Here is a 19,280-nt window from a genome sequence, read left to right on the forward strand (position 1 = left end):
AAGGTTAATGCCACCAACAATTGATTTAATCGATATCCTGGAAATGCAATCCCAGAAAGCAAGCGGAATTACAATAATCTCCGATGATGAGACCATAACCCAGCTGTCCTATAAGCAACTATTCGAGCGTTCCCGCCGCTACTTATTCGGATTACAGGCTCAAGGCATTCAGCCGGGAGATAAGATCATTTTGCAACTTGAAAATGTTGAGTTGTTTCTATATACATTTTGGGCGTGTGTGCTTGGAAGCATTATTCCAGTGCCTGTCACAGTCGGAACAAACGACGATCGAAAACGCAAACTTTTGAACATCTGGAAACAACTCGGTTACCCTCGAGTCATGACTGAGCAAAGATTGGCACCTATTATGGAACGAGTTACGCGAGGGATAGAGCCTTCTGGGGAGAGTACCATTAAACTCTGGCAAGACTCACTAACAATTGCAGAAGAATATTTGGAAATACTGGAAGACGGGGTAATAATAAAGGCGAAATTAGATGACATTGCCCTCATACAATATTCTTCCGGATCCACAGGCGACCCGAAAGGTGTTATAGTGTCACACCGGAATTTGTTAGTTAATACACGGTCGATCATCACGAGCACTCATCTCAGTAAGCTTGATCGCACACTGAGTTGGCTTCCGCTAACGCACGATTTCGGTTTAATTGGATTTCATCTTACGCCCCTCATTGCAGGGGTTTCACAAATTTTAATGCCAACATCCCGGTTCATACGAAATCCGATTCTTTGGCTAACTACCGCACAGCAGTATAAGGCAACCGTTCTATCTTCTCCGAATTTCGGCTATCAATATTTTCTTCAGATGTTTAATGAACAACACGCAAAATCTGAAAACTGGGATCTATCCGGCATCCGAATGATCCTTAACGGCGCGGAACCGATCGATCATTCGTTGTCTGTGCGGTTCATGAAGAGGCTTCAGCTCTTTGGGCTGTCGAATACCTCGATCGTTCCTTCGTACGGAATGGCGGAAGCGACACTAACGGTTTCTATGGCACCGCTAAATGAGTGGGCTGACCCGCTATTATTGGATCGCCGTTATTTAGCGGTGGGTGATCAGATTCGCTCATTGAAGGCGAGAAATCGTCATGGTGTGTCGTTTGTAGATCTGGGGATACCGCTTAATGAGTGTCATGTACGGATTTGTGACGATGAAGATCTGGAATTAATAGAAAACACCATTGGACATATTCAACTTCATGGCGATAACGTGACGAGAGGGTATTTCGGTAATGATGAAGCTTCTCGTCAGGCTTTCACGTCGGATGGGTGGTTGAAGACTGGTGATTTGGGATTAATACGCAATGGCCGTATTTATATCACCGGAAGGTCAAAAGATATTTTATTTATAAACGGACAGAATGTGTATCCACACGATATTGAGCGCGTGGCCGAAGAGAATGACGGCATCACGCTTGGCCGCATTGCTGCATGCGGAGTTAGGTTAGAGTCGACGGCAACGGAGTTGCTCGTCTTATTTGTGTTCTGGCACGGAGAACTAGAATTATTCACTCCGCTGGCATTTCAACTCAAGCAACATATCAATGCAGTTTTTGGAATTAAACCGCATGCAGTCATTCCCATTCGGCGGATTCCGAAGACTACTAGCGGCAAAATGCAACGTTACGTGCTTGCGATGCGATATCAGAATGGGCAATATGCCGAGATTGAAGAACAAATCAATAGGCAATTGCTTCAGGCAGAGCGCGGAAGACAGGTCGCAGGGCCAATAAGTTCAACGGAACGTAAACTTTTGACAATATGGCGAGGCCTACTGCAATTCGAACGGATCGGCGTAGACGAGTCGTTCTTCACACTTGGCGGCGACTCTCTAAAGGCAGCACTACTCGTTACTTCAATCCGGCGCGATTATCAGGTGGAAGTTCCGATTCGTGAGGTGTTCCGTCTTCAGACGATTCGTGAGCTCGCCGCTTATGTTGATGAGGCGGAGCCTGTAAGTATGGTGCCTATTACCCCCGTCCTTTTGACGAATGAGGTCCCACTGACGACTGATCAACTTCGTGTGTTTATGATGAGTCGGATGCATCCGAATTCTACGTCTTACAATATACCGTTCGGTATTGAGCTTCCAGACAATGTGGATAACAGTCGTATCCTGGCGATACTTCAGAAGCTTATTAAGCGCCATCAATCGTTACGAACCTCGTTTTCAATGAATGGTGGTGATACGCCTGTTCAGCTAATTCATCCGGATGTGAACGTTGTACTTACAGAACTGCTGAGTAATGAGAAGGATTTGGATTCGCATTATAGATCATTTGTTAAACCATTTGATCTGTCAACGGCCCCTCTCTTCAGGGTTTGTCTTGTGAAGGATTCGGATGGTCGACGATTATTATTGTTTGATATACATCATATTGTCGCGGATGCAACGTCCATCTCGATATTACTTTCGGAGCTTGTTCAATTGTATGAAGGAAAGGAGTTATCAACTCCATTCCTGCAATATAAGGATTATTCGATATGGCAACAAAGCAGGGTTCAATCGGACGAGTATCAAGATCAGCTTAATGAATGGCTCGAAATGTTCCGTGACGGGATCCCCGTCTTAAATTTACCTTCGGATTATCCACGTCCTGCGATACAAAGCTTTGCGGGAGCACGATTTAGATTTCAATCCGGATCTTTTTTAATGCATCAATTGAAGAAGCTGGCTGAGGAATCGAATACGACGATCTTTATGGTGCTGCTTGCCGCTTTTAAGGTCCTCTTTGCCAGGTTCGGGGGAACTGAGGACATCGTAGTAGGTACACCTACTGCTGGTCGTCTTGTGCCGGGAACCGAAGATATGGTCGGAATGTTCGTAAATATGCTACCCATTCGAAGCAACCCAAAGCATAAAATTCCGTTCCTAACGTATCTGAAGGAACTGAGAGACGTTTGTTTATTTGCGTTCGATCACCAGAACATAGCTTTTCAACAACTTGTCCAAGAGCTTGCTCTACCACGGGATATCGCACGTCATCCAATATTCGACGTGATGTTTGTGATGCAGAATCAATGGTCGGAAATTTACCTGAAGGGAAAGAAAATTGTTCCCTTCGAGTTGGACGATCACATGGCGAAATTCGATGTTGGGTTTCAGGTAATAGAAAATGAAAAGGAGCTCAACTTCGATATCAGCTATTGCACGGACTTGTTTCAATCGCAAACGATCCAAAGGATGGCTACAAGTTATTTGCGGGTGTTGGAACAAATTGTAGACTCACCCGAAACCCCAATTGGTGAGATTGATTTACTTTCGGATATAGAGAGAACAAGTCTTCTAACGGCATTTAACAATACCAAGGTCGACTATCCTGAAGACAAACTAATCCACGAACTGTTCGAAAATCAAGCGAAACAAACGCCTGATCGCGTGGCAATTGTATTCGAAGGCCAGTGTTTGACGTATCGTGAACTTGATGAGAAAGCTGAAGCCATTGCACGGATTCTCGCTAAGCAAAGTGTTGGACCGGACTGCATCATCGGGATTATGGCAAAGCGCTCGACTGAAATGATCATCGGGATGTTGGGCATATTGAAGGCGGGAGCTGCTTACTTACCCATCGAGCCAGATTTCCCAGCAGAACGAATTGTACACATGTTGGAAGACAGTAAAGCCACGATTCTTCTTGTTCATCCGGAACCGGAGATTGAGTTTTCATTTGAAGGGCTCATGTTGCCGATCGCTTCTATTGAGACTGAAGCGGATGTAGCGGTTCGTCTGTCGCGTTACGGGAACGCTAACAATCTAGCCTATTGCATCTATACGTCCGGTTCTACTGGTAGGCCGAAAGGGGTTTTGTTGGAGCATCGCTCTGTCGTGAATTTCATAACAGGTATGATGAAGCATTTCCCATTAGCCGACACGAAACGTCTTTTGTCTTTGACCACGTTCACGTTTGATATCTTTGTGCTCGAGAGTTGGCTTGCCCTGTGCTCCGGAATTACCGTCATTCTTTCGTCGGAGGAAGAGCGGAAGAATCCTCAGCTGATAGCAAGATTAATTCGCGATCATGAAACGGAAATAGTACAGATGACTCCCTCCTTGATGCGACTCTTGCTAGAGGATGAATTTGCTGCGCAACACTTGCGTGAACTCCGCTTGATATTGCTTGGTGGAGAAGGGCTGCCCATGATACTGGTGGAAAAACTTCGATCGGTAACGGAAGCGCGAATTTTCAACATGTATGGACCAACGGAAACGACAGTATGGTCGACGCGTGCAGAGATCTTGGATCCGAAGCGGATAAGCGTGGGTACGCCGATTGCCAATACCCAAGTATACATTGTGAATGAAAGCTTGCAACTACAGCCGATTGGGGTTGCGGGAGAGCTTTGTATCGGCGGTGCAGGATTGGCGAGAGGATACTTGAATCTTCTTGATTTAACAGCGGAGAAGTTTATTGAAAATCCGTTTAAGCCTGATGAGCGGTTGTACCGAACAGGAGACTTAGCGCGCTGGTTGCCTGACGGAACAATCGAACATCTAGGGCGAATTGACCATCAGGTAAAGATACGAGGATATCGGATTGAGCTTGGAGAGATAGAGAGCCGGCTTATGGAGCACGTGGCTGTGAAAGAAGTGGCAGTGGTGGCTCGTGTTATAGGTGAAGAGAAGGTATTGTGCACGTACTTTATGGCAGAATCTGAGTTGAAAATCGATGATCTGCGCAGGCATCTGGCGGCAACGCTACCATCTTACATGGTGCCGACATATTTCACGCCGATGGAGCAAATGCCCCTGACTTCCAATGGCAAACTTGATCGCAACGCACTACCTGATATGGAACCTGCGACCCGTGTCGAAATTTATACGGAGCCTAGTACGCCAATGGAGGAGCGCCTCGTGAGCCTTTGGCAGGAAGTGCTTGGTGTTGAGCGAGTTGGAACGACCGACAACTTCTTTGAGTTAGGTGGTCATTCTCTAAAGGCAATGCAAATGGTGTCCCGAATTCATCGTGAACTTGGAGCGGATGTGCCGCTTCGGGAAATCTTCCGATATTCAACTGTAAAAGAAATTACAGTGTGGATCGAAGCGAATGCTACGTTCTTTTCCCATTCAAATATTGAACCGTCTCCGATTCAAAAGTATTATCCACTCTCGTCTGCGCAGAAAAGAATGTATGTACTGCAGCAAATGAACGTTGAAGCAACTACCTACAATATTCCAGTGGTATGGATTCTTGAGGGTAAGCTCGACCATGCACGTCTTGAGCAGGCTTTCCAAATTTTAATTTCTCAGCACGAATCATTACGTACCCGGTTTGTCCTTTTGGATGGAATACCAATGCAACAAGTGATGGAACATGTACATTTTAAGTTGAACTATGCAAACAGAACGACTTCAGAAGTGTCAGATTGGGTGCAAGCTTTTATACAACCTTTTGACATGAGTGAGGCACCGCTTTTGCGAGTCGGTATGATGACAATTGCGGAGGATCGGCATCTTCTGGCGGTGGATTTTCACCATATCATCGCAGATGGTATGACTATTAATCTCTTGGCAAGAGAGCTTAGCGCAATTTACGACGGGGAAGAGCTACCGCAATTGAGAATCCAGTATAAAGACTTTTCGGTATGGCAAAACGAGCGAATGAAAACCGAAGTTTATCACGATCAGGAGAGGTACTGGCTAGAGCAGTTGGGAGACGAACTACCAGTGCTACAGTTACCGACAGATAGGCCACGTCCAGCCGTTCAAAGCTACTTGGGAGACGTTGTGGAGTCGGTCATTGACGCTGATCTTAAGTGGAAGCTAGATAGACTGGCGAAGGAGAGCGGGTCTACGCTATATATGGTTTTGCTCGCTGCATTTCAAACCCTTATATCGCGTCACAGTGGTCAGGAGGACATCATCGTAGGTTCACCAATCGCTGGTCGATTACATGCAGACCTCGATCATGTCGCCGGTATGTTTGTCAACACGTTAGCTATTAGGGCTAACCCGCAGGCTGACAAGACATTCCGGGCGTTTTTGGATGAGATCAGGGAGAAAACTCTTGGGGCTTATGAGCGCCAAGAAGTACCGTTCGAGGCACTGGTTGAAAATCTTGGTGTGCAAAGAGATCCGAGCCGCAATCCTGTGTTTGACGTAATGTTTGTTTGGCAGAATTTTGACCGTGTAGAGATTACGTTGGACGGGCTGAAGTTGCAACCATACAATCATAAGCAATTAACCGCTAAGTTTGACTTAACGCTTCAAGCCGAGGAGCAGGAACTAGGAATAAAGTTTAAGTGGGAATACAGCACATCACTATTTGACCGGAGTACAATTGATCGCTGGACTGAGCATTGGTTGCAACTTCTGAATGAGGTTACTGAGAGCTCAGATGTGTTAATTGCTGATATCGACCTGCTGCCAGAAGAGGAAAAGCGTCAGTTGGCTGAGTTTAACAATGTTTTGTCAGAAGCCTCACTAGAATGGACAGTTTACGAACTATTCGAAAAGCGAGTGGAACAAACTCCAGACGAAGTGGCTGTGTTGTTCGAGGACCGACGATTAACATTCTGTGAACTGAATGCAAAGGCGAATCTGCTGGCAAAGATATTGCAAGAAAAGGGTGTCGGGCCAGAAGTTATCGTAGGAGTAGTAATGCATCGCTCTTGGGAAATACTTGTAGGTATATTAGGCATATGGAAAGCTGGGGGAGCCTATCTTCCGATTGATCCTAGTTATCCGCAAGAACGCATAAAGTTTATGTTAGATGACAGCAATGTAGATATCTTATTGACAAATACAAGTTCGAAACAAATAACGCCGTATTCGGGAACGACTATCCAAATGGATTCTTTCGAATGGGGGGATGGACTAGAAGAGAACCTTCCCGCTACTTCGTTTCCATCTCATTTGGCGTATGTGATCTATACATCAGGTACCACTGGACAACCCAAAGGCGTTATGGTGGAGCATCGGAGCATTGCCAACAACTTGCATTGGCACAGTGCAGAATACGGCTTATCAAGTGGAGACATTGTTCTTCCATTGTATTCATTTACGTTCGACGCTTCGATTTTACATACTTTTTCTCCATTGTTGGCCGGAGCGTCAGTGTTGCTTCTTTCCGATGACGAAGTAATCGATCCAAATGTTGTTAGTAATTCACTTGAATTATTAAAGGTAGCTCAGCTTTGTTGTACTCCGGGTTTTTATTCTCAGCTTCTAGAGATGATCAAACCGGAACAATTGTCCTTACGGTTAGTGACAGTGGGAGGGGACTCGCTACCGGAAAAATTGATTGTCCGTAGCAAGGCAAAAATGCAGGATGTAGAAGTAGCAAACGAATATGGCCCTACAGAAAGCAGTGTCACATCAACGATACTACGAGACGTACAGGCTGGACAAAAACCAACAATCGGACACCCAATCCCAGGAACTTCTGTGCACATTGTAAACCAATCAAATCGGATTCTACCGATCGGCATTCCAGGTGAACTTTGCATTTCCGGAAGAGGACTTGCGCGTGGTTATTTGAATCGTCCGGATTTGACAACCACTAAGTTTATTGAAAATTCCTTTGGCGAACGGATGTACCGAACAGGCGATTTGGCACGTTGGTTGCCGGACGGCAAACTCGAGTATTTAGGTAGGATTGATCAACAGGTCAAGATGCGGGGTTACCGCATTGAGTTGGGAGAAATCGAGAGCCGTTTCCTAGAACATGCATCGATTAAAGAGGTTGTCGTTGATGTTTATGAAGACATTGACGGTGACAAAATGCTATGCGCGTATTACATCAAGGAATTCCCCGTCAGTGTTGACGATCTTCGTGCACATTTAATGGTAAAGTTGCCTTCGTATATGGTACCGACATTCTTTATTCCGCTTGAGAAAATACCATTAACTCGAAACAGTAAAATAGATCACAAGGCACTCCTAAGACCAATTCGTCAATTCGAATCCGATGTATATGAAAAACCGGCTACGGAGATGGAAAAAAGTCTCTCCGTACTTTGGTGTGAAGTGCTTGGAGTGCAACGAGTCGGTATTAACGCCAATTTCTTTGAAATTGGCGGCCATTCGTTGAAAGCAATGATGCTTATAGGACTCATTCAGCAGTCCTTGAGTTTAAAAGTTCCCCTAGGAGATTTGTTCCGGTATCCGACGCTGCGGGAGTTTGCCGCTTGTATTGAGTCGAACGAAGTAATTCCTGTAATCAGTAGAATCGAGCCAACCACGATTCAAGAGTATTATCCGCTTACGTCATCGCAAAAACAGATGTATGTGCTGAAGCAAATAGATCCGAATGCAGTAGCCTATAATATGTCTTCAATTTGGATGCTAGAGGGGCAACTGAATCTAGAGCATCTGGAGCATGCATTTCGTCATCTGATCAACCGCCATGAATCATTTCGGACAAAGTTCATCCTTGTTGAAGGGGAACCAAAACAACAGATCGTGGAAGACGTATCGTTAACGATTTCGTATAAGTCTGGTAGCGAGGCCATGATTGGCGATTGGATTACGTCTTTCGTACAACCATTTGATTTGAGTGAACCACCATTGCTGCGTGTTGGTGTCATGAAGGTGGACGAGGAGAAACATTTGATGGCGGTGGATATGCACCATATTATCTCTGATGGTGCCTCCATGAATATCTTGGTAAGCGAGTTAAATGCGATTTATAACGGATTAGAATTACCTGAGATGCGGATCCAATACAAAGACTATGCGGTCTGGCAAAACAAGTTGATCGAAACCGAAGCATACGCCAAGTGGGAGACTTACTGGTTAGATGCTTTAGCTGGGGAACTGCCCGTGTTACAGCTACCCACTGATCGACCGCGTCCTTCGCTTCAGACTTTTGACGGTGATATCGAGACGGTTGTGGGGGATGCGCGGTTAACACGGATGCTAAAGGAATTGGGGCATCAAAGCGGAGCAACGCTTTATATGGTGCTGCTGGCTGCATTCCAGACGCTATTGTCGCGATATAGCGGGCAGGATGACATCCTCGTTGGATCGCCGACCGCAGGCAGGTCGCATACGGATCTGGAGTCTGTCGTCGGCATGTTTGTCAATACGTTGGTTCTTCGTGGTCGCCCACAAAGCGAGATGACATTTCGGGCTTTCTTGGAGCAGATCAAGGATACAACATTACGGGCATTTGAGAATCAAGATGTGCCTCTACACGTGCTGATGGAGAAATTGGATGTGCAGCGTGATGCTGGCCGCAACCCCCTATTCGACGTCATGTTTGCAATGCAAAATATACCAATCAATGAGTTTAATTTAGAAGGTCTAAAACTCAGCCAGTTTCAACAGCACACCGTATCGAAGTTTGACTTGACACTGACGTTGCTGGAATCGACTGATACGCTGCAAATTGCATGGGAATATAACATAGCACTCTTTGAAAGAGAAACGATTCAGCGTTGGGCACAGCATTGGTTGCGCCTTTTGGAACAAGTCGCACAAAATCCGGACATCAAGTTAAGTGAGATTAACTTGTTGACAGAATGGGAGACGCAGCAACTTCTCGTGGGCTTTAATCAGACCGCAGCCGACTATCCTAACAATAAGACGGTTCACGAGTTATTCGAGGAGCAGGTAGAACGCACGCCTGATCGTGTTGCCGTTGTATTCGAAGGTCAGAGTTTGACATATGCAGAACTTGATGCGAAAGGCGATGTTGTTGCACGAGTTCTCGCCGAGCAAGGTGCTGGTCCGGACCGCATCGTCGGGATTATGGCAAAACGCTCACCCGAAATGATCATTGGGATGCTTGGTGTATTGAAGGCCGGAGCTGCGTACTTACCCATCGATCCCGACTTTCCTGCGGAGCGAATCACATACATGCTGGAAGACAGTGGTTCCGAAATTCTGCTTGTTCATCCAGAGCTGGAGAGAAAAATTGTGTTCGACGGCTTAGTACTGCCGGTCGCTTCTATTGCAACTGATGTAGAGGCGACAGCTCGAACACCGCGATATGGAAAGGCCGATAGCCTCGCATATTGCATCTATACGTCTGGTTCTACTGGCAGACCCAAAGGGGTCTTGCTTGAGCATTGCTCTGTTGTGAACTTCATAACCGGGATGGCGAAGCGTCTCCCTCTAACCGAAACGAAACGCTTGTTGACTTTGACGACGTTTACGTTCGATATCTTTGTACTGGAGAGCTGGCTTGCCCTGTGCTCAGGCATTACCGTAATCCTTTCGTCCGAAGAAGATCGAAAAAGTCCACAGCTAATCGCAAAATTGATTCGTGATCATGAAGCAGAAACGGTACAGATGACACCCTCTTTGATGAGGGTGATGCTTGAGGATGAAATTGCCGCGCAGTATTTACGTGAACTGCGCTTTATACTGCTTGGTGGGGAAGGGCTTCCCCTTCAAATGGCGGAAAATCTTCGGTCGCTAACCGACGCCAGAATCTTTAACATGTATGGCCCAACAGAAACGACGGTATGGTCGACAGGCGCCGAGATCGTGGATCCAAAGCAGGTAAGTGTGGGCACGCCGATTGCGAACACCAAAGTCTACATTGTGAACGATTGCCTTCGCCTGCAACCGATTGGGGTTGCGGGGGAGTTGTGTATCGGCGGTGCAGGATTAGCGAGAGGATACCTCAATCTACCTGAATTGACGGCGGAACAGTTTGTGGTGAACCCATTTAAGCCTGGGGAGCGGATGTATAAAACTGGAGACCTAGCGCGGTGGCTACCTGACGGAAACATTGAGCATCTGGGACGCATTGACCATCAGGTAAAGATACGTGGTTATCGGATCGAACTTGGAGAGATAGAAAGCCGACTCTTGGAGCACGATGCTGTCAAAGAGGCGGTTGTTGTAGCCCGCGCGGATAAGAGTGGAGACTCCGTATTGTGCGCTTACTATGTGGCAGGGACACCTGTCAATATAGATGAACTACGTACGCACCTGGCGTCGACACTGTCGTCTTACATGGTGCCGACATTCATCGCGCCAATTGAGCGAATGCCACTGACTTCGAACGGTAAGCTTGACCGTAATGCGCTTTCCGCGCCGGAGCATGTTCCCGGTGCGGTAGAGAATGCGGTATCCACTACGGAAACGGAAGAGCGTATAATTGCCCTTTGGCAGGATGTGCTGGCCATTGAGAAGGTTGGTATAACCGATCACTTCTTCGAAATAGGCGGTCATTCGTTGAAGGCGATGACACTCGTTTCGCGCATTCAAAGCGAGTTAGGGACAATAGTGCCGCTGCGGGAACTGTTCAGTAATCCAACTGTACAGAAACTGGCAGCGTGGATTGAAGCCAATGCGATCCCCTCAGAGTACGCAAGGATTGAGCCTACTGGGCGGCAGGAGTATTACACGATATCATCGGCACAGAAACGGATGATTGTTCTGCAGCAGATGGACCCGAAAGCAACGGCCTACAACATGCCGGTGGTGCTGACGCTGGAGGGGATGCTCGACCGCGTGCGTCTGGAAGAGGCGTTCCGCAAACTGATCGCTAGGCACGAACCATTGCGTACTCGATTTGTCCTAACGGAGGGGGAGCCGGTTCAGCAGGTGCTTGAAGACGTTCCTTTTGCGATATCTTTCGCGGTCGGGACGGAAGAGGAAGCGGCGAATTGGGTACAGTCCTTCGTGCGCCCGTTTGATCTTCATATTGCGCCGCTCTTACGTGTCGGGGTGTTGGCGCTAACGGACCGACATTTGCTTGCGATGGACTTTCATCACATCATCTCTGACGGGGTTACGATGAGTATTCTGGTGAAAGAGTTTAGTGCGTTGTATAACGATTTAATGTTGCCTCCGTTACGGATCCAGTACAAAGATTTCGCGCAATGGGAACGAAGATGGCATGAATCCGAGGCATTTTTCAAACTGAGAGAGTACTGGCATACACGTTTGAATAAACGGTTACCGATTTTACAAATGCCGTTGGATTTCCATCGTGGAAAGATAAGATCGTTTAAAGGGAATACCATATCGCTGACGATGGTCAAAGAGGACGTGAGTCGTATACAGGAGATGGCTCGGCAGTACAATGTTACGATGAATACGTTGCTGCTGTCGCTATATGCCGTTTTACTCTGCAAATACAGCGCACAAGACGATATTATGATCGGCTCCACAGTTGCGGGCAGAAATCATGCTGATTTGGAAAAGCAGATCGGTATGTTTATCAACTTCCTGCCAATCCGATTCAAAGTAAAAGCTGAACAATCTTTCACGGAATTTGTTGAACATGCGTCAGCAGATTTACTGGACGCATACGAACATCAAGATTATCCGTTTGACAATATGGTCGATGGGTTGAACATGATAACCGATCCTGCCAGAAATCCGATATTTGATACCATGCTCAATTTTCATCAAGAAAACAATGTCGAGCATATGGTTTTGAGAGGATTGCAGATTACTCCATTTCCGCTTAACAATCAAGCTAGCTCATTGGACTTCAAGATGGATATACATCTCGAGCAGAAAGATTCTGCGGTAATGCAATTTGATTTGCAGTACAACGTGGAATTATTCACGGAAGCCAGTATGAGGCAACTGATGAGTCATTTTGAAGAGCTTATTCGCACTATTGTTAGGAATCCGACGATTCCGATTGCCCAAATTTGCCTGTTCTCCGCTGAGGAGGAAGCGGTCTTGTCTTCGAAGCGGTGGCTGAACGTTTCGGAAAACAACGAGTGCCTTGCGATAAGTGCAACGTTCACAGCAGAACTAATAGAGGATTACGTGAAATATTGGACGAACGAGTTCGACCTTCCTGTAAATTTGCGTTTTGCGGCATACAATCAAATATTTCAAGAAATTCTCGATACTTCCAGTCTTTTGTCAGGGAACAAGGGGGCAAACGTGCTGTTGATCCGCTTTGAGGATTGGTTGCGCGATGACCTGACAACCGAAGATCACCAACTGGAGCAATTGGATAATACCTACGCACAGCTCGTTACTGCGATTCGGGAAAAATATAAGCCAGTTCCTTATTTCGTTGGCCTATTCCCGATCTCACCATACTTGTCTCTAAGCGATGCAGTTAAGCGCCGACTCGGTCAATTGAACGAGCGGTGGAAAATAGAGTTGGCAGAAATTCGGAACGTATACACGATTGATTTCAACGAATTGGCTAATATGTATGGGATTCATGAGATTTTTGATGTGGTGAAGGATAGACTGGGGCATGCTCCGTTCAGCGATGAGTATTACGCGGCAATGGGGACGGCAATTGCTCGTCAATGGGTGGCTTGGAACAATATTTCACAGTTCAAAGTAATCGTTCTCGACTGCGATCAAACACTATGGAAGGGTATTTGCGGAGAAGATGGGGCTTTGGGCGTAAGTATCGAGGGTCCTTATGAGGTTTTACAGCGATTTATGCTCGATAGGAAAAATGAGGGGATGATTCTGGCACTTAGCAGCAAAAACAATGAACTGGATGTATGGGAGGTGTTCGACAACAATCCGGGTATGATTTTGAAAAAAGAAGACTTTGCTGCCTGGAAGATCAATTGGCAGTCTAAGTCCATAAATGTACGTGATCTTGCTCTTGAATTGAATGTCGGTATAGACAGCTTCGTATTTGTGGATGATAGTGCGATGGAATGCAGCGAAATGATGATGCATTGCCCGGAAGTATTGACACTTCAATTGCCATACGACTCAGATCAAATCCCTTCATTTTTAAAACATGTGTGGGCGTTTGATCGATTGAACGTTACAAAAGAAGCCAAACAACGCACCGAGATGTATGCATCAGAAAGAAGACGGAAGGAAGTGCAGGATTCCTCTTTTTCGATTGATGAATTTTTATCTGGGTTGGATTTACAGATGGATATGAGGCCACTTCTGACTGAGGAGGAGCTTGAACGTGCAGCGGAATTGACGCAACGGACAAACCAATTCAATTTGAGTACTATTCGCCGAACAGAGAGCGAACTTCGCCAATTGCTCTCACATTCTGACTATCGATGTCTTATCGTAGAGGTCCGCGACCGCTTCGGGGATTACGGAATCGTTGGGCTCGTGATACTCAAACGGAAACATAGTGTCCTGGTAATTGACACCTTCCTGTTAAGCTGCAGAGTATTGGGCAGAAACGTCGAGAATGCGGTTCTGATCGAAATAAAACGGATATGCATTGAAGAGGGGATGGAAGCGCTAGAAGCATCGTACATCCTAACAGAAAAGAACAAACCATTTTTGGAGTTTATCGAACGCAGTGGTTGGAAAAAAACTCGAGATGAGCTAGGGTGCTCTCATTACTATGTGCCTTTGCATCAAATACCAGATGAAGTGAAGCATATTCAATACTACGATGCTGAAAGCTTTACACAGAAGGATTTTCTCACCCAGGCGCCATTAAGATTAGGAAACGAAAACTTACAATTGTCTCAGCTAATGAAGGATTCAGGGGTTAAAAATGAGTTTATCCAGAGAAATACCTGGGAAATAAACTTGGTAAACAAAAATCAGTTGCTACATGATTCCTATTATGGACCCCTTGCCTGTGTTACGAATGAAGATCTTATTCGATTGCCTATCCTGCAAGCTACGGAAGCTTTGAATATCGAGAATGGCTTTTCAGCACCTCGTAGCGAACTCGAAACCAAACTCGCATTCCTTTGGGAGGACATATTAAAGGTGGATCGAGTAGGGTGCAACGACAATTTCTTCGAACTTGGCGGCAATTCGCTGAAAGCGATGACGCTTATATCACGTATGCATCGGGAATTGGGGACTTCAGTGCCGCTACGGGAACTGTTTCGCCTTCCGACGGTGAGGCAGCTTGCAGAGTGGATACAGTCAAATGATATTAATGCGGAAAATAGTAGTATCGAGCCAGCCCCAAATCAAGAGTATTACACCTTATCGTCAGCACAAAAACAAATGTATGTGCTTCAGCAGATGGACCTGAATGCAACAGCCTATAATATGCCTTCCGTGTTCACTTTGGCGGGAAAGCTGAATCGTGAGCGTCTGGAATATGCCTTCCGTGAACTGATTGCTCGACACGAATCTTTGAGGACTAGATTCATCCTGATCGAAGGAGAGCCGAAACAACAGATATTAGAGCAAGTTCCGTTTACGATGTCGCATACGTCTGGTAAGGAATCAGAAGCTGACAAGTGGATAGCAGCTTTCGTGCAACCATTTAACCTGGATGAAGCGCCTCTGTTGCGCTTAGGCGTCATGCAGGTGGCCGAAGATCAACATCTTCTGGCGGTGGATATGCATCATATAATCTCTGACGGTGTTACTAGGAACGTATTGATAAGGGAGATAAACGCTCTCTATAGCGGCATGGTATTGTCCGCGCAGCGGATCCAATATAAAGACTTCTCAAACTGGCAAAATAGTCTGATGAAACGCGAGGAGTATGCCAAGCGGGAAGCGCACTGGTTAGAATCTCTAGCAGGAGAACTACCAGTCCTGCATTTGCCGACGGATCGGCCTCGACCATCAATACAGAACTTCATGGGAAATATTTTGGAAATGCGTGCAGACTCCGAATTGAAGCAAAAATTGGAGCGCTTAGCGCAAGAGAGCAACACAACACTTTATATGGTATTGCTTGCGGCTTACCAAACACTGTTGTCACGCTATAGTGGACAGGATGACATCATCGTTGGATCTCCAGTCGCGGGGCGGTTACATGCAGATGTTCATAACATGGTAGGTATGTTCGCTAACACGGTGGTGATAAATGGATATCCGCATGCCAATAAGACATTTTGTTCATTCCTTCAAGAAATCAGGGAAACGGTACTCGAGGCATTCGATCACCAGGACATACCTTTCGAGGCACTAGTAGAGAAACTCGAGTTATGTCGCGATCTGAGTCACACCCCGGTCTTTAACGTTTTGTTCGCTTTGCATAATATGGAACGCGCAGAGTTTATGTTGGACGAATTGAAGTTGATACCGTACAAGTGGGATCATACGGTCGCGAAATTTGATCTGACTTTGCAAGTAGAGGAGCAGACAAATGGGTTGTTGTTTACATGGGAATACAGCACATCGCTTTTCGATATGGAAACAATTAGGCGTTGGACTGGACACTGGCTGCAACTTCTGGAGCAAATTACAGAACAACCGAATTTACGGTTAGGTGAAATCGATCTTCTCACGGGCATAGAAAAATGGAATATTCTAACGGCCTTTAACGATTCACAGATTGAATATCCTGAAGACCGAATGATCCATGAGCTATTCGAGGATCAGGCGAAGCGAACACCAAACCGTGTAGCCGTTGTATTCGAAGATCGAGAATTAACGTACCGGGAGATCGACGAGAGAGCAAATGCGATTGCCAAGGTTCTTATCGAGCATGGTGCTGGATCGAATCAAATCGTTGGGATTATGGCAACACGTTCGCCTGATATGATCATTGGGATGCTTGGCATACTAAAGTCCGACGCTGGTTATTTGACGATCGATCCCGATTTTCCCGAAGAACGAATTGTGTACATGCTGGATGATAGTAAAACAAAGATTTTGCTTATTCATCCTGAACCTGATACCAAGATTCCGTTCGGCGGTCTTGTGCTGCCAATCGCTTCTATTGCGACCGATAGGGATGCAATCGTTCCACTGCAGCGGTGTGGAAACGCCGATAACTTGGCTTATTGTATCTACACGTCCGGATCGACAGGCAAGCCGAAAGGGGTCTTGTTGGAGCATCGGTCCGTCATTAACTTTATAACAGGAATGATGGAGAGTCTTCCACTGGCTGAAACGAATCGCCTCTTGTCCTTGACGACGTTTACGTTCGATCCCTTTGTACTTGAGAGTTGGGTTGCTCTGTGTAGCGGAATGACCGTTATTCTTGCATCGGATGAGGAACGGAAAAATCCGCAGCAGATAGCAAAATTGATTCGTGAGCATCGAGCGGAAACGGTACAGATGACCCCCTCCTTGATGCGGTTGTTGCTCGAGGATGAATGTGCTGTACAACAATTGCGTGAAATCCGTCTGATATTGCTTGGCGGGGAAGGACTTCCCCCTGTCTTGACGGACAAGCTCCGGTCGCTGACGGATGCCCGCATCTTCAACATGTACGGACCGACGGAAACGACGGTATGGTCCACGAGTGCGGAGATTGTGGATTCGAATCGGATAACGGTGGGAACGCCGATTGCCAATACCCAAGTCTACATTGTGAACAAGAGCCTCGAACTGCAACCGATCGGGGTTGCGGGTGAGTTGTTTATCGGGGGCGCAGGATTGGCGAGAGGATACTTAAATCTTCCTGCTTTATCAGCGGAGAAGTTTGTGGAGAATCCTTTTAGACCTGGGGAGCGGTTGTATCGAACCGGGGATTTGGCGCGTTGGCTACCTGACGGAACCATCGAGCATCTGGGACGAATAGACCATCAGGTAAAGATTCGGGGATACCGGGTCGAGCTTGGGGAGATAGAGAACCGGCTTATCGCGCACGAGGCTGTGAAAGAAGCAGCAGTAGTAGCGCATGAGGTGGGCGTGGATAGGGAATTGTGCGCGTACTTCGTGGCAGAATCAGAGGTGAAGATAGACGAACTGCGTTTGCACCTGGGGGCAAGTTTGCCATCATATATGGTGCCGAAATACATTACATTTATTGAGCGAATGCCGTTGAATTCAAATGGTAAGCTTGACCGTAAAGCCCTGCCTGATGTACGGCAAAATATTCTAGATTCACGCGAATTTGTAGCACCAGTTACAGAAATAGAAGTACTTCTGGCTTCTATATGGCAAAAGGTACTTCATACTGATCGGGTTGGAATTTATGATAATTTTTTTGTATTAGGAGGGGACTCTATTAAAGCAATACAGATTGTCTCACATTTACACCAAAATGGATGGCTTTTGGAGGTGAAAAAGCTTTTACGTTTTCCTACAATCACCACCTTAGTACCGGAACTAGAAAGGAAAATCACTTCAGTTCTCCATCCTTCAATTGAAGGAGAGGTTTCAACAACCCCAGCACAACAATGGTATTTACAAGAACGGGGGCTTGCACCTGATCTTAATCTTGCATTAATGCTTTATTGCAAACAAGGTTTTAATAAAAATTTAGTCGGGCTGGTATTTAAATCTCTGATCAGTCATCACGACTCATTGCGGATGATTTTTAAACGAAATCAAAAAGAGATTGTTCAATGGTGCAACGGTTTAGACGAGACAAACGGCCAAAATGAATTTTTTATCGAAGAGTTTGATCTATCGGAAATCAATGATAATCAAATACTTCACGTTCAAGGTATTTGCAACAAATTACAATCAAAATTAGATTTGGAGCATGGACCATCAATGGTGATTGGCCTTTTTCATACTATTGACGGAGATCATTTATTCTTAACTATTCATCATCTATTAGTTGATGGCGTGTCGGCTCGTATTTTAACTGAAGATTTCATTTCAGGTTACAATCAAGCTAAAAGAAACGAAATAATCAAATTTCCACAAAAAACATCATCTATTAAAAGTTGGGCTAGTTGTTTAAGGGAATATGCTACGAGTCAACAACTGTTAAACGAAATTGAATACTGGAGAAAAATAGAATCTACGAAAGTCAAACCAATTAAGCCTGATCGTTTGATTACTAAACGTAAAGTAATCGATTCGAATGTTTTACAGCTAAGTTTTACTGTTGAAGAATCTGATCTAATTTTGAAGAAGTCACATCGTGCTTATAATACAGAGGTAGATGATTTGTTGCTAACAGCGCTAGGTCTTAGTATCGCTGAATTGTCAGATAGTATGTCAGTGGTTATTGAATTAGAAAGTCATGGGCGGGAGGAATTATTTCATGGCATCAATGTTTCAAGAACAATTGGCTGGTTCACCTCGATGTATCCAGTTGTTTTTCAATTCAATGGATGCGGAGATCTGGGAAGTAAACTTAAATTAGTTAAAAACACATTAAGAGGAATACCTCATAAAGGTATTGGATATGGAATTTTGAAGTACTTATCACCTAGAGCCCTCACGAAAGAATTGAATTTTAATAATAGACACCAGGTTAACTTCAATTATGTCGGTGATCTCGGTAATGAGAATAGTTTTGAAACAGAAATAAAGCTTTCTTCATTTAGCCACGAAAGGGGCTATCTAACTAATCGAGATGAGGAGTTATTTGATCCAATTTCAGTTTATGGTTACACATTTAACGGCTGTATGCATTTTCGAATTACTTATCATGAACAAGAATTTTGCAAGAAGAAAATGATAAATCTCTTCCATGGATTTAAAAATAACCTTCTAGAAATTGCAAAATATAACGTTAATAACGACTGAACAATTTCAGAATACAAGTATTAACCAGCTAAAA

Annotated in this window: 1 protein-coding gene; it reads left to right on the plus strand. The window is 45.4% G+C overall.

Annotated elements, in window-relative coordinates:
* The first annotated feature begins 7 nt into the window (after nt 1–7).
* A complete protein-coding gene (locus D7Z26_RS12250) occupies nt 8–19,246 on the plus strand; it encodes a non-ribosomal peptide synthase/polyketide synthase (protein ID WP_120977252.1) in 19,239 nt (6,412 codons plus the stop codon).
* The last annotated feature ends 34 nt before the right edge of the window (nt 19,247–19,280 follow it).

The sequence above is a fragment of the Cohnella endophytica genome, assembly GCF_003628305.1.
Taxonomy (GTDB): domain Bacteria; phylum Bacillota; class Bacilli; order Paenibacillales; family Paenibacillaceae; genus Cohnella; species Cohnella endophytica.

Coding starts and splice junctions, on each gene's coding strand:
- D7Z26_RS12250 (WP_120977252.1), top strand. CDS start 8: ATGCCACCAACAATTGATTTAATCGATATCCTGGAAATGCAATCCCAG.